The 13,874-nt window shown below is 58.8% G+C and carries 10 protein-coding genes and 1 tRNA gene; 6 read left to right on the top strand and 5 right to left on the bottom strand.

What is annotated here, in order from left to right; translation table 11 throughout:
* Window positions 1–172 precede the first annotated feature (172 nt).
* From RIG82_08185 to RIG82_08170, 4 genes are all read left to right on the top strand, one after another.
* Window positions 173–688 (top strand): DUF2721 domain-containing protein, encoded by a 516-nt coding sequence (locus RIG82_08185; protein ID MEQ9460913.1) that lies wholly within the window; start codon window positions 173–175, stop codon window positions 686–688.
* An 85-nt stretch (window positions 689–773) separates the two neighbouring features.
* A complete protein-coding gene (gene egtB / locus RIG82_08180; protein ID MEQ9460912.1) occupies window positions 774–2,072 on the top strand; it encodes an ergothioneine biosynthesis protein EgtB in 1,299 nt (432 codons plus the stop codon).
* A gap of 48 nt (window positions 2,073–2,120) precedes the next feature.
* Window positions 2,121–3,089 carry an L-histidine N(alpha)-methyltransferase gene (gene egtD / locus RIG82_08175; GenBank protein MEQ9460911.1) on the top strand — a complete coding sequence of 323 codons (969 nt, stop codon included), beginning with the start codon at window positions 2,121–2,123 and terminating at the stop codon, window positions 3,087–3,089.
* Window positions 3,090–3,173: 84 nt separating this feature from the next.
* Window positions 3,174–3,247, top strand: a tRNA-Val gene (locus RIG82_08170).
* 116 nt (window positions 3,248–3,363) lie between these two features.
* On the opposite strand, the gene RIG82_08165 is transcribed toward RIG82_08170, so the two are convergent.
* From RIG82_08165 to RIG82_08155, 3 genes are all read right to left on the bottom strand, one after another.
* A complete protein-coding gene (locus RIG82_08165) occupies window positions 3,364–4,254 on the bottom strand; it encodes a hypothetical protein (GenBank protein ID MEQ9460910.1) in 891 nt (296 codons plus the stop codon).
* Between the two features lie 29 nt (window positions 4,255–4,283).
* A complete protein-coding gene (locus RIG82_08160; GenBank protein MEQ9460909.1) occupies window positions 4,284–4,994 on the bottom strand; it encodes a PEP-CTERM sorting domain-containing protein in 711 nt (236 codons plus the stop codon).
* 149 nt (window positions 4,995–5,143) lie between these two features.
* Window positions 5,144–6,190, bottom strand: a complete 1,047-nt coding sequence (locus tag RIG82_08155) for a LacI family DNA-binding transcriptional regulator (GenBank protein MEQ9460908.1) — start codon at window positions 6,188–6,190, stop codon at window positions 5,144–5,146.
* A gap of 365 nt (window positions 6,191–6,555) precedes the next feature.
* On the opposite strand from RIG82_08155, the gene RIG82_08150 reads away from it, so the two are divergent.
* Together RIG82_08150 and RIG82_08145 are read left to right on the top strand one after the other, a co-directional pair.
* Window positions 6,556–8,262 (top strand): hypothetical protein, encoded by a 1,707-nt coding sequence (locus tag RIG82_08150; protein ID MEQ9460907.1) that lies wholly within the window; start codon window positions 6,556–6,558, stop codon window positions 8,260–8,262.
* A 195-nt stretch (window positions 8,263–8,457) separates the two neighbouring features.
* Window positions 8,458–9,591: a PEP-CTERM sorting domain-containing protein gene (locus tag RIG82_08145; protein MEQ9460906.1), complete on the top strand. Its 1,134-nt coding sequence runs from the start codon at window positions 8,458–8,460 to the stop codon at window positions 9,589–9,591.
* 80 nt (window positions 9,592–9,671) lie between these two features.
* Here RIG82_08145 and RIG82_08140 read toward each other — a convergent pair whose 3' ends face one another.
* Both RIG82_08140 and RIG82_08135 read right to left on the bottom strand, forming a co-directional pair.
* Entirely contained in the window at window positions 9,672–12,779 is a 3,108-nt protein-coding gene (locus RIG82_08140; GenBank protein MEQ9460905.1) for a PAS domain S-box protein, read from the bottom strand.
* 258 nt (window positions 12,780–13,037) lie between these two features.
* Window positions 13,038–13,790: a prolyl oligopeptidase family serine peptidase gene (locus tag RIG82_08135; protein ID MEQ9460904.1), complete on the bottom strand. Its 753-nt coding sequence runs from the start codon at window positions 13,788–13,790 to the stop codon at window positions 13,038–13,040.
* Window positions 13,791–13,874 lie beyond the last annotated feature (84 nt).

The raw sequence follows: 13,874 nt of genomic DNA, 5'->3' as shown, positions 1-13,874 counted from the left end.
GTTACAGACAAATCATATAGAAACAACACCAACCCACCAGCCCTAACATGATGTGGGTACCGCGATCCTGCGAGAGGATATTCATGAATCGATCGACCAAAGAACTCGGACAAGCCTTTGCGTCGTACCACCAGGCGATACCAGCTCGCCGCCCCATACTGGAGCGAGCCTGATGATCGACACGTCAGTCATGTCAGCGATGCTGACCCCCGCGATCATGATCTCGGCCTGCGGCCTGCTCTGCCTCGCCCAGTTCGCTCGCTATACCACACTCATAGGCCGCGCCCGAGGCTTCAACCACGAACGCTACAACCTCATGCGCCAGCTCCGACAGCTTGACGAACACCACGCCGAGACGGCAATGATCAAAGGCCGCGTTGAAGCACTCAGCTATCAGGCCCAACGCGTCATTGTTCACGCCCGACTGATCCGCGATGCTCTGGTCCTTCTGGTCAGTTGCATCATGTTGATGATCATCACCTCATTGCTCATCGCCGGATCGCTTCTGCTGCCCGCCTGCTCTCCCGCAGCATTTATAAGCTTCATCATGGGTCTGCTTTGCATCCTTGCCGGAATGAGCCTGGTCCTCTGGGAAATGCTGATCTCGCTCTCTCTTATCTGCTACGAAACCAGCCATGTCGAGACCTTCGGGGCGATCGATCAGCTCCGCAGCGGGTCGCCGATGTGAGTCCAACGATTGAAATGCTGGCCAGGGCGCCTATCCTTGCCCTACGATCAACAATCAAATGCAGATATCACGCGAGAGTGCACACGTGGACTCAACCAAACAGCTTTCCTCACCGCACACCGGCACGGTCTCAGATCGTGCTGGCATTCTCGCGCATTATGTGGATTCGAGAGCCGCGAGCGAAAACCTCTGCAAGGGACTCGAACCCGAAGACCTGGTCATCCAGTCGATGTCCGATGTCAGCCCCCTGAAATGGCACCTCGCACACACGACATGGTTCTACGAGCAGTTTGTCCTCGAACCACGCACCCCCAACTACCGCTGGTACCACGAACAGTATCCTTTCCTGTTTAACTCCTACTACCAAACCGTTGGGCCGATGCACTGCCGAGCCGAACGTGGATTGCTCTCACGCCCCACCGTCCAGGAGGTCTACGCCTACCGCAAGGCGATTGATCAGCGCATCACCGAACTGCTGGACTCAATCCGAGACGAGGACCTACCAAGTCTCGCGGGCATCATGGAACTCGTCCGCCACCACGAACAGCAGCACCAAGAGTTGATCCTCACCGACATCAAACACATCTTCTCCAGCAACCCCCTGATGCCTGCCTATCGCCCAGAGCAACCACCAACTCATCAAACTGCCCGAGATCAGGCATGGGTGCCCATCACGGGTGGGCGACACTCGATCGGACACGCCAACCAGGACTTCTGCTTCGACAACGAGCAACCACGGCACGAGGTGCTCATCCAGCCCTTCGAGCTCGCCGACCGCCTCGTAACCAACGCCGAGTTCCAAGACTTCATCGATGATGGGGGATACCAGCGGCACGACCTCTGGCTCTCGATGGGCTGGGACGCCATCAACAAACACAACTGGACATCACCCCTCTACTGGTTCCGCCTGAGCAATCGCTGGATGGAGTACACCCTCAACGGGCCCAGGCCACTCCGCGATCACGAACCCGTCTCCCACATCAGCTTCTTCGAGGCCGATGCCTACGCCCGATGGGCTGGCCATCGACTCCCCACCGAAGCCGAATGGGAAACCGCCGCACAACACAGCAAGGTCAACGGTAACCTCGCCGAGCAGCGCCACCACCACCCCCTCCCCGCCGACGCCGCACCAGGCCTCCGCCAGATGTTTGGCGATACATGGGAATGGACCGCCAGCCCGTACACCGCCTACCCCGGCTACAAGCCCCACCCAGGAGCCATCGGCGAATACAACGGCAAGTTCATGTGCAATCAGTACGTCCTCCGAGGCGGGTCCTGTGCCACTCCCGCCAGTCACATCCGCCATAGTTATCGCAACTTCTTCTATCCCGATACGCGCTGGCAGTTCACCGGCTTACGACTTGCCCGCGACACAATCCTCTAAAGTCTCTCTCTCACACAACAGTCCATCACCATCAAGAAAGCCTGCTCTATGACCACCGAGACGCTCCTCGAACTGATCGATCTACATCCCAGGGTCGCCGACCTCAAAGCAGACTGCCTCGCAGGCCTGCGATCCACCCCCAAAACTCTCCCCAGCATGTTCCTGTACGACAAAAAAGGCTCTGAGCTTTTTGACACCATCACCACGCTTCCCGAGTACTACCCCACAAGAACCGAGATGAGCATCCTGCAGGAACAGTCCGATTCCATCGCAGAATCCGTCGGGTCGGGTGCTTTGGTGATCGAGATCGGCTCAGGCTCCAGCACAAAGACCGAGACCTTACTCAGTGCACTCGACGAGCCCGCTGGCTACATCCCCGTCGATATCTCCAAACAACACCTGCTCGAAGCCGCCCAACGAATCTCCGACGACTACCCCGACCTGCCCGTCCAACCCGTCTGCGCCGACTACATGACGAAATGGGAACTACCCGAGTGGGAACGCGAAGTCTGCCAGCGCGTCGCCTTCTTCCCAGGCTCCACCATCGGCAACATGTACCCCCACGAGGCCCGAGCCCTCCTAAACAACATCGCCCGCCTCCTCGGCCCGGGCGGGCAACTCCTCATCGGCATCGACCTCCGCAAAGACCCCGCGATCATCGTCCCCGCCTATGACGACGCCCAAGGCGTCACCAAAGCCTTCACTCTCAACCTCCTCAAACGCCTCAACCGAGAGGCCCACGCCAACTTCGACCCCGACGCCTTCGACTTCACCGTCCTCTGGAACGACGAAGAGAGCCGCATCGAAATAGGCGTCACCAGCCGCCACGACCAGACCCTTACCTTCGCTGGCGAACTCATCACCCTCGCCAAAGGCGAGATGATCCGCACCGAGTGCTCCTACAAATACACCCCCCAACACTTCGCCCGGCTTGCGAATTCCTGGCGACCCAAAGCCGCCTGGTCCGACCCACAATCCCTCTACAGCTTCCAAGACCTGGAAGTCAGCCCAACCTGACCCAACACGCCCAGAAAACCCATGCGATTGGCCCCCCCCGATCCATGGGCTATACTCCCCGATCCGGCGGCAACCCCGCCACACGGGCCATTAGCGCAGTTGGCTAGCGCGCCTCGTTGACATCGAGGAGGTCACTGGTTCAAGTCCAGTATGGCCCATTACCCGCAAACTCATCGACTCTCCATCACCACGATACGCCACAGCCAAACAAAAACCGCCCCGAGTCTCAGGACCCGAGGCGGCTGATCCCATCCCATGGATCATCATGGTCCGGCTACGCAGCCCGGCGCCTGCCCATGCCCAGCGCTGCCAGGCCAAGAAGCAAACCCGCAGACGCTGGCTCGGGAATCGCCAGCGCCTCATCCGCATAGGACGTCAACTCAACACCATCCTGAGCTGTGAGACCCAGTGAGCCGAGCACACCCGCGAGGTCTATGGAACTCGTATCCGAATCCTCGTAGACCGTGCCATAGATCACCAGCGCCGCCAGCAGCGTCCCGCGATTCTGGGCATGCCACAGATCGTTCGCGTGCAACCGGTCGTAGTTACCGATCTCCCACGCAGTACCGACCGGAGCGATCTTCGCCAGATCGCTCCCGACTGCCGTGTCGATCGCACCCTTGAGCATCTGATACCCGGCACGAACTTCCGCCTGCATCTCAGACGGACCGCCCGGGAACAACGGCGACCCGCCGGTATAGAACGAATGACCAGGACCACGCGCAAACGTCTCATAGAACACCGGCACAACACCCGCGCTGCGCGTCGTCGCCGTCTGATACAAACCCACAGCGTCCGACTTCGACTCTTCAATACTCGCCGGATACGTACCGAACGCACGTGTCAGCTTCGTCGAATGCTCCTGCATCACGATGTTGTCCCAATCCCTTCCAGGCGGGATCAACGTGAAGATTGCAGCAGTGTTGTTGTTCAGGTGCCAGTTCAGGGACTGACCGCTCGCTGCAGCACTCTGCACAAGAGGGGCCTCGTGACCCGCAGCAATCGCAATATCAGAGAACAACGCATTGACCGACCGTGTGCTGCCAAAGCCCAGCGTAAAACTGTTGCCATAGAACAGCACATTCTTTGGCGCCGCCTGCCCCACACTCGCCACAGCAAGCGTGCAGACCAGACCCGCCATCATCATCCATCGTTTCAACATCATCAGGTACTCCTGGTTCGTAACTCATCCACTCAGGCGACACGCCGACGAAGCAGCGCCAGCCCACCGAGACCAAGCAAACCAACCGAAGCCGGCTCGGGAATCACTCGATCAACCTGAACCAGATTGATGTAATAAAACCCAACGCCGTTGCTGTTGTTGGGCCCCGGTGCAACGCCAATGAAGATCTCATTGTTCCCGTCAGGAGCAATCCCGTTAAGCCTCAGCACCTCAGACTCATTATTCGAAGCATTCAGGACGCCATTAAGACTGTTCGTACCAGTCACCGTGTACGAAGCATCGCGGATATCGCTAACGCCCATTCGCGAACCGAAGAACGTGAAGTTGTAGGTTGAGTTCGGATCGAGGTTAAACAGTTTGACCTCACCATAAGGATTGGGGTCCGCACCAGCGAACGCGGTGACGTGGCCAAAGAAATAGTCATCCGTAGCATCAACCGGATAACCAGCAGCATCACCCGAAGGCGATTCAGTACCCAGCTGCGACGGCTCGCCCGTCTGGAAGAACGTGTCGGTAATCTCAAATCCAACCGGTGTCAGGTTGTTGTTACTGTCGAACGTCGCAAAAAGGGTGGTCGTCGCCGGAACCACATTGTTCCAGCCAGGGCTGGTCTGCCTACCCGTGTTGCCAAAGTCGAACAACAAGGTCTCCGCCCCCGCCGCACCGGTCATCGCCAAGCCAACCATCGCACAAGTGAGTCCATGAGTGTGAAACTGCATCATCTGCCTCCTCTAAAGGAAAGAAAGGAACGAAACGTAAATCAAGAACCACGACGCGCGGCACAACAAGGCACACGCGATCAACACAACATCAGGTCGGCCCGCAAAGCTCAGCGATCAGACTCATCACGATCTCCTCGCTCCTGCAAGCCCTATGAAACACGAAACGGACTACCATCCGGCTGAATCCTCACCACCTTCTCAGGCGGAACCGCCGTCGTCTGATTCACCTCAAACGTCGCCGGTAACACCCGGCGAAGCGGCTCATCCACCGCACCGGCAACACGCTTAACCATCCACTGCGACGCCAGAAAACCAATCTGTTCCGTCGGCTGACAGATCGCTGTCAACAACGGATAAACCTGGCGACGCATCTGACCATCATCAAAACCCACCAGCGATAACTGACCCGGAACCGCAAGGCCCACCTCCAGCGTCCGACACAACGCGCCAATCGCCGGATAAGGATCCGTCACAAAAATCGCCGTAGGCGGCTGCCGCCTGCTCATCAGCTCATTGATCGCATGACCCCCACCCTCACGACTCGGCGAGATCCGCACCACCAACGAAGCATCCAACTCTAGATCGTGCTCCCGCAGCGCCTCCCGATAGCCCACCACGCGGTTCGCGTGATCATGATCCTGATGCTCCGGAACCGCCAGCCCGATCCGCGTGTGACCAAGCTGAACCAGATGATCCACCATCTGAGCAATCTCACCCCGCGCATCACAGCAGACAAAGCTGATCTCCGGCTCGTCAAACTCCTCCGCCAGCACAACACAGGGAAACCCCTCCGCATGGATCGCATGGCAGATGGCGCGATGCTCCGTGTCCGACTGAACCACCACACCACGCAACCGGCGACGCTCAAAAAACTCCGTATACGTCTCCCCCGCAGGCTTGTCACGATGCAGATCCACCAACTGAACCTCGAAGCCACCACCCGCCAAACCACGCCGCACACCATTAAGCAACATGCAGTCATAGAGCGACAACGCAGGCGTCGGCGACGTGCTGGCAAATCCAATCATCATCGTCTCGGTCACATCCGAGCGAGCCCGCGAGTACCCCGCCCGATTCGCAGCACTCACAATCCGCCGCCGCGTCACACTGCTGATCCCCGGATGACCACGCAAGGCCCTGGAAACCGTCGCCGCCGAAACCCCAACCTGCTTGGCTATCTCGCGAACCGATGACATAGTGACTCCAGAGACATGATTCTGTTGCATATGAGATGCAACTTGATTGCAACAGTGTGGCGAATGATCTGTGCAGGTCAAGAAGATTCTGCTGAAATCAACAAAAATACTGTCATCTGGTCAAATATATCCCGCGAACACCCTGCCAGCCATGTTAATCTGGGCACTTTGTTGCACAACATTTTGTAACAACCGCCGATCTAACCGCAACATAGGGTGATTACTTAGAAGTGTTCACCACGCAATCCCGCCCAATTCCTCACCAAACGCTCAACAATCCTTTGAAACCATCGATCGAAGAGTTATATCTTTAGAGATAACAGGGCTGTCGCCCCGAATCTGTGACTCGTAGGGAAGGAACCGCTATGCCATCACGATGTGACGCGATCGGGCTCTGCATGTTGCTTGCACTGCTCGGACAAGAAGCCCAGGCCACCCAAACCTTCTACCTCGACTTCGATTCCATCATCGATGGCGTCGATGACGGCTCGCTGATCCCGGGCGTCACGCCGGGCGTCCCGCCCCTTGATGAGCTCTACGACTACGACACCGGGCAACGCGACTTCATCCTTGAATACCTCAACATGAACTTCGGCGGGTTCGACATGGTGTTTACCGAGGGCCTCCCCGCTATCCCCGGCGCGGGTTCGGTGATGCAACTCAACAAAGGCTTTGGCGCGGGTTCCGAGGGCGTCGACTTTCGCAACCTCGACGATGACGATAGCGCTTCGATCAACATGGTCAGCATCTACAAGTTCCTCAGTCTCCCGTTCGAGACATTAGCGCCAATGGATGTGGCGATCTCGACCGCCAACACCGTCGGGCATGAGGCGATGCACCTCATGGGGGCGCGGCATCACGACGCGTACGGACCCATCGGCACCGGGATCGGCACGTTCCCAACTGACTTCTTCCCCGCGTACCCCGGGCCCGTAGGCGCCCCGTTCACGGGCGAAAACTTCATGTCGGTTCACGCGGGCGGTGCAGGCTTTGGCACCGGGCTTTTCACACCCAAGTTTGTCTCCGAGCGCAGTGCGATCCGCCTGGACCTCTCCAAGCCCTTCTCCGATGAGTTTGTCGATGCGGAAGAGGGTGGAAACAACACCTTCCCCACCGCGCAGTTCATTGATGTCGACTCGGGCGGGTTCGATATCGGCTACCCGATACGGCCTTTCCCAGAACCCGACCGCACAACGCCAGGCACCACGCCCGCCCCGGAAATTCCCGTGGCCCTCAGCGGATTCGCCAAAGTCGTCACCGGTTCCTTCGACCTCAAACCGGGGCCGGGAACCGGCTTCTTTGGCGATTACTACTCCTTCTTTGGCATCGCTGGCGAGATATGGACCATTGAGGTGATGTCCAAAATCCTCGAAGGCGGGGACCGCTATATCGACAACGCTGACCCCGCGATCATCCTGCTCGACCCCACCGCGGCGGTCGTTCCCTACTACGGCGACCCCTTTGGAGCCGCCAACGATGACGATGACGATGGCGAGCTGGGTTCGAGCATCATCGATGTCATTCTCCCGGTCACCGGCTTCTATACCCTTGAAATCCTTGTCGCTGACACGTTCTTCCCCGGCACCAAGCCCGGGACCGATGGCGGGTCCTACGAGCTGTACATGTACACCGCGATGCCCATCACCGAAGTTTTCGGCGACTTCAACATCGACACGGTGCTTACGATCGATGATCTGGATCTCCTGCTGGACGCGCTGGGTGGAGCCGACCCGTTCTACAACCTCACCGGCGACCCCGCTATCGATGAAGTTGACCTGCTGTTCTGGGTCGAGCTGCTGTTTGGAACCGTCCAGGGGGACACGAACCTCGACCGCGTGGTGGACCTCATCGACCTGTCGAGCCTCGCTTCGAACTTCGGGCTGCTCGATAGTGGGTGGGGAGGCGGGGACTTCAACGGTGACGGCGTCACCGACCTTATTGATCTGTCGCTCCTGGCCAGCAACTTCGGTTTTGATGGCTCAGAACCGGCCCCCGGCCCCTTAGTCCCGGAGCCCGCAGGATCGATCGTTCTCGGCCTGGGACTGGCCGCCCTGTCTCGACGAACAGCTTGAGCCCCCTCCCCCCCCCGCATCCCCCGCACCCGCTGCGTGCTGTGGTGGGGGGGATGCCCCTATTGACGGATGGGGGCGTTAGTTGAGAATATTGGGCATCTGATTGGTTGTTGTGAGCCGGTCGGGTCAGCCATTCACGGGGTTTCCAGCCGTGTTTCGTGCCCTCTCCATCCATCATTCCAAAGGGGAAAGACGATGATGCGTCTATCTGTTGCTGTCGCTGCGATCGTTGTGACTGGTTCGGCCGCCTGGGCACAGGAGGTCGAGGTGGTGCCTCTTACTCTTGCTACGGAGACACCTACCCCAACGACCCGCTCGGATTTTTTGACAAACTGGCATCAGGGTTTGTCCGTCATGTGGGGGCCTTCGACAACAACTGCTTCCTTTGCAGATCTAAACCAGAGCCTGCTGGCTTGGCGGCCGCCTGAAGTCTTTGTCCCAACTATTGACCAGACGCTGTGGGGGCGCCAAGACATCCCGCGGCTTGTGACACAGACGATTGAGACGCCGACGCTCTTCACGGATTTCTCTGCGCCGGATTTGGTTGTCGGGCAAGATTGGGCGCGCGGGTCGATTCATGACGCGTCTGAGAACCGTTGGCCTGTGCGAAGAGACATACCAAGTTACGGCGGGTGGATTAAGTCTCTGGGGATCGCCTATGCGGACGGTCATGGTTCGTCGGTCGTGGCAGGGGGCCAGAGGGCACCGGTTGAGGAGCCTGCGGACCCGCCGGTTGTGGTTGAGCCCTTGCCTGAGGTGGTGGTGGAGCCTGAACTGGAGCCGGTGGTTGTTCGGGAGCCTGTGCGCGCACCGGAAGTTGTGATTTCTGGGCCTGAGGCGGCTGCGGGGCTGCCTGGCTATGAGGTTTACAGGCTTTCTGTCGTCTCAGAGGACGTTGCGGTCAACGCTTTTGACCTTGAAGTGACCGGAAACCTGTACCAAGCCGTCAATCAAATGCGCCCAACGCCGTTCAAAGACGACCAGGTGCTGGTCAGAGCACTGCTTGGTGCGCACATTCCTGACACACATCTGTTGATTGATCAGGGTGAGGTTCTTTCTTTTGACGTGGTTGATAGCCCGTCAGAGCTGAGTGCGGTGTTTGCCTTCAAGGGTGATTCGAACCACGACCTCAACCTCGCGCAGATCGTGTTGCCCACTGGTTCGGTGGCTGAGTACCGCCTCGATGCCGTGCATTACGATAGTAGGTTTCATTTCTACGGAACCATCGGAGCGCCAATCTTCGTCGCTGGATCTGCGGTCGTGATGCTGCCGGAGCCGGGGTCGTTGCTGGTTCTTGGCGGGCTGATGGGTTGGGTGTGGCGTCGTTGATTGGGAGGTGGTGTCTGGAGCGTCCCTGAGTGAATGGTGGCGTTAGGTTTTTTGGTCGTGTTGCGTGGTGCGGTGTTGTGTCAGGCGGCGGCGTTTTGGCTTGTTGGTGGGTTGGTGAGGTGGTATTGGCAGGTGGTGAGGAGGGCGGTGCGGTCGATGGGTTTTGAGGCGTAGTCGTCGCAGCCGGCTTCGAGGCATTTCTGGCGGTCTTCGGCCATGGCGTGTGCGGTGAGGGCGATGATTGGGATGGTGGAGCCGGTTTCGCGGATTCGGCGTGCGAGGGCGTAGCCATCCATCTCGGGCATCTGCATGTCGCTGACGATGAGGTCGAAGGGTTGTTGTTCATCAATAGCCTGTTGGAAGGCGTCGAGGGCGATACGGCCGTTGTCGACGACGACGACTTCGGCGCCGGCTTTGCTGAGGTGGAAAGAGATGAGTCGCTGGTTGTCGATGCCGTCTTCGGCGAGGAGGATGCGGCCGGTGAGTTGGATGGGTTTGTGTTCGTTGTTTTGCTGGTCTGATTCCGTGTGCCGGCGAAACTGGAGTGAATCGACGGTGGCGGCATCGGCTGATGGCTGAGCGGGGAGTTCGATGATGAATCGCGAGCCTTGTCCGGGCTCGGTCCAGTCGAGCCAGATTTTTCCGCCCATGAGGCTAGCGAGTCGTCGACTGATGGTGAGTCCGAGGCCGGTTCCGCCATGGCGTCTGCTGACTGAGGTGTCTGCCTGGCTGAATGGTTTGAAGAGGAGTGAGGCCTCGTCCGGTGTCATGCCGGGGCCGGTGTCCTGGATTTCGATGCGGAGGGTAGGCCTATCGTTGTTGCGGTTGTATGCGACATGGACCTCGATGGCGCCGGCTTCGGTGAACTTGGCGGCGTTGCCGACGAGGTTCATGAGTATTTGTCTGAGGCGTGTCGGGTCGGTGTGGATCGTGTTGGGTATGGGTGTGTTGAGTCTGGTGGTGAGGCGGACGCCCTTTCCTTCGGCGCGCGAGCGCATCAGGCTTTCTATGTCGAGGAGGATTCGGGGCAGGTGGGTGTCGATCTGTTCGAGGTTGAGTTTTCCGGCTTCGATTTTTGAGAGGTCGAGGATGTCGTTGATGACGGCGAGCAGGTGTGCTCCGGCGCGTCGGATGGTGACGATGGTTTGTTGTTGTCGTTCGAGATCATTTTCTGTCCTGGCGGGTTCTTCGAGGAGGTCGGCGTAGCCGAGGATGGCGGTCAGTGGTGTACGGATCTCGTGGCTCATGTTGGCGAGGAACTCGCTCTTGCTGTGGTTGGCGACTTCGGCGGCTTGTCGAGCCTTCTCGATCTCGTCCTGGACTTGTTTCATGTGGGTGATGTCGGTTCGCACGGCGCAGAAGCCATCGATCTTGCCGTCGGCGTCGCGCATGGGTGAGATGGTGGTGTCGACCCAGTAGTGGGAGCCGTTTTTGGCGCGGTTGTAGACCTCGCCGTGCCATTGACGGCCGGAGGCGATGTCACGCCACATGTTGATCCAGAAGGATTTGGAGTGATGGCCGGAGTTGAGGATCTTGTGATTCTGGCCGACCAGTTCTTCGCGCGTGTAGCCGCTGATTTCACAGAACAGGTCGTTGACTTCGGTGATGGTTCCGCTGGCGTCGGTCATGGCGACGATGGAGTGTCGGTCGAGGGCGTTGCGGTAGGTGTTGAGCCGTTGGAGTGCCTTCTCGGCGCTATCTCTGGCGAGGTGGATTTCCTGCTCTTTTTGCTTTCGTTCGGTGATATCGCTTTCGATGGCCATAAACCCGGTGACCTGGCCGTTTTCGCGGATGGGTTGGATGTCGAGTTCGAGCCAGTACAGGTTTCCGTTTTTGCCTCGATTGAGTATCTCGCCACGGAAGGACTGCTCCCTTCTCAGGGCGTCGCGCATGCGTTCGGCGGTTTCCTGATCGGTTTGTTCACACTGCAAGAACGAGCCGGGATTTCTGCCACGGGCCTCATCGAGTGTGTAGCCGGTGATGGTGGTAAAGCCTCGGTTGACCCAGGTGATGCGGCGTTGTGGGTCGGCGATGATGACGGCGTTAGTGGTTCCCTCTGCGACCATCGCAAGCTCACGTAGCTCCTGGGTCATGGTGAGTGCGAGGGTGTGTGCTCTTCGGAGGCTAACGCCCTGGTTGTGGACCAGCGTGGCGAGGAGTGCGGAGATGCCGATTCCGCCGACGAGCAGGAAGATCACGCCCCAGCGCGACTGTGTGTTGAAGTGATTGGTCGAGCTCATCGCGAGTGTCCAGGCTCTTGCGCCTATGTGAATTTGGTTTCTTTTATGAAAGAGTGGGTTGTCTACTTGTTGTGGAGCGGCGTTGTGCTCGGTGCCTGTGGCGTCGTCCTCATCGTTGAAGATCAGGACCCGGGACGAATCATTTGGCTGGTCGTAGACGGCGAGGTCTATCTGGCGTCCGACCTGATCGGTCAACCCGGCGAACATGGAAGAGCCGATGAGCGGCATGTAGACCCAGCCGATGCATTGTTCGTGTCTGGCGTCTACGGTGCCCGGGTCTTGTCTGTTTTCATAGATGGGCAAGAGCAGGAGAAAGCCGGCTCGCTCGTTTGAGGCCTGGACGAGGGTGATGACACCTGTGATGGTGGGTAGGGCGGTTTCCATGGCTATCACGGCGGCTTCGCGGCGGAGGGGTTCGCTGGCGATGTCGAGACCGGCTGCGGTGGGGTTGTCGGCTGCCGGCTCGATGTACTGGATGACGTAGCGTTCTGGTGTGGTGTTGGTGTGTCCCGGGACATCGTGGATCAGGAAGTTATCGTGGCCTGCCTGCCTGAGGGCCTGTTCGAGTTGGCTTTCGGCCTGTTGTTCGCGGGGCGTGCGGGTGATGTAGCCTATGCCGAGGGTTCCGGGGAAGGTGAGCTTGAGGTCCTGAGTCACGATCATGGTGCGGAACTCATCGAGGCTGACGTGCTGGCTGGCGTAGAAGGCGGAGCGGATGCTGGCAAGTCCCTGCTTGTAGAGTGCCACGCGTTGTTGGAAGTCGTCGGTCACGGAGCCAACGTGGTCGAGGAATCGCTGGTGATCGCGCTCGTGGAGGTATTGCTCGAACTGGACCGCCATGGCGATGGCCAGGAGGGATCCGGAGATGAGGATAGCCAAGGCGTACAGGTACCCCAGGCGAGCACGAATGCCTGATCGGCTAATGATATCCAGGTGTTGTGATCTCAAGGCACTTACTCCGTCCAGGCCGATTCATGGTCGTATCGGCGTGTTTAGGTCGGATGTATCTTGAAATAGTGTGTTTGGAGGGTAGGGATTGTTATCGCCCGGTTGTCGGGTAAGGGCGGCAAGTCGCCTCAGTGTGGTATGGATTCACTTGGGGTTGATCGCGGCTGATCCTATCGGGGTTAAGACAATATATTAATATATTATTTTTGTCGTCTGCCGGAGTGCCCGGCTAGCACAGCACTCAGGGCAGGATGCTGGTTACTCAGCTTCTGCGTGCCGATCGGTGAGTCGCTGCTCGAACATCCACGCCCACATGTCTTCATCGGCGTAAGCGGGGATCCATGCGCCGTGGTTGCCGTTGGGGTAGATGGTGAGTTTGACGTTCTCGTGCCCTGCAGCGCGCACGCTTTTCATCGCGCGGAGGGATTCCTCGACTTCGACGACGTTGTCGGCTTCGCCATGGAATGCCCAGAGTGGGATGCGGTGTTCGCCGATGCGTCTGGCTTCGTACCACGATGCCCCGCCACAGATTGGAACGACGGCGGCGATGCGGTCGGGGATGGTGCCTGCGAGGGACCAGCTTCCGAAGCCGCCCATGCTCAGGCCGGTGACGTAAATGCGATCGGTATCGACTCGGTAGTTGGCTTCGATGTCGTCGAGTAGGGCGATGAGGGCGTCGTTGTGTTGAGGCCACCATGAGTCATCGGGGCACTGGGGGCTAATGACAATAGCGGGGATGGTTTCGCCTTGTTCGATCATCTTGGGTGGTCCCCAAGCCTTGACTTTGTCGAGGTTGTCGCCTCGCTCGCCGGCACCGTGAAGGAAGAGGACGACGGGCCAGTGTTGGTTGGGGTGGGTGTTGTAGCCGTCGGGCAGGGCGAGGAGGTAGTTGAGGGTCAGGTCCTGTTCGACGGTGATGTTGAGGCTGTGTGCGGATTGACGGGGATGGTGGTGGTCGCCAAGGGTGGTGGTGGCTGAGATGAGGATGAGGAGGGTGAGCCAGCGCTTCATATGGGGTCTCCTGAGGAAGGTGGTGGTTTAGCTTAATCGTGCAGCGCTGCGAGGAGGGGCGTGGTGGGGGTTGCCAAGGTCTTG

This window comes from Phycisphaeraceae bacterium, assembly GCA_040222855.1.
Lineage (GTDB): Bacteria > Planctomycetota > Phycisphaerae > Phycisphaerales > Phycisphaeraceae > Mucisphaera.
This window is presented reverse-complemented; position numbering and strand designations above follow the sequence as displayed.

What these genes read in the sequence shown, in the direction of transcription:
- RIG82_08185 (MEQ9460913.1), top strand. Translation starts at nt 173, where the DNA reads ATGATCGACACGTCAGTCATGTCAGCGATGCTGACCCCCGCGATCATG.
- RIG82_08155 (MEQ9460908.1), bottom strand. Translation starts at nt 6,190, where the DNA reads ATGTCATCGGTTCGCGAGATAGCCAAGCAGGTTGGGGTTTCGGCGGCG.
- RIG82_08165 (MEQ9460910.1), bottom strand. Translation starts at nt 4,254, where the DNA reads ATGATGTTGAAACGATGGATGATGATGGCGGGTCTGGTCTGCACGCTT.
- RIG82_08145 (MEQ9460906.1), top strand. Translation starts at nt 8,458, where the DNA reads ATGATGCGTCTATCTGTTGCTGTCGCTGCGATCGTTGTGACTGGTTCG.
- RIG82_08150 (MEQ9460907.1), top strand. Translation starts at nt 6,556, where the DNA reads ATGCCATCACGATGTGACGCGATCGGGCTCTGCATGTTGCTTGCACTG.
- RIG82_08135 (MEQ9460904.1), bottom strand. Translation starts at nt 13,790, where the DNA reads ATGAAGCGCTGGCTCACCCTCCTCATCCTCATCTCAGCCACCACCACC.
- egtD (MEQ9460911.1), top strand. Translation starts at nt 2,121, where the DNA reads ATGACCACCGAGACGCTCCTCGAACTGATCGATCTACATCCCAGGGTC.
- RIG82_08160 (MEQ9460909.1), bottom strand. Translation starts at nt 4,994, where the DNA reads ATGATGCAGTTTCACACTCATGGACTCACTTGTGCGATGGTTGGCTTG.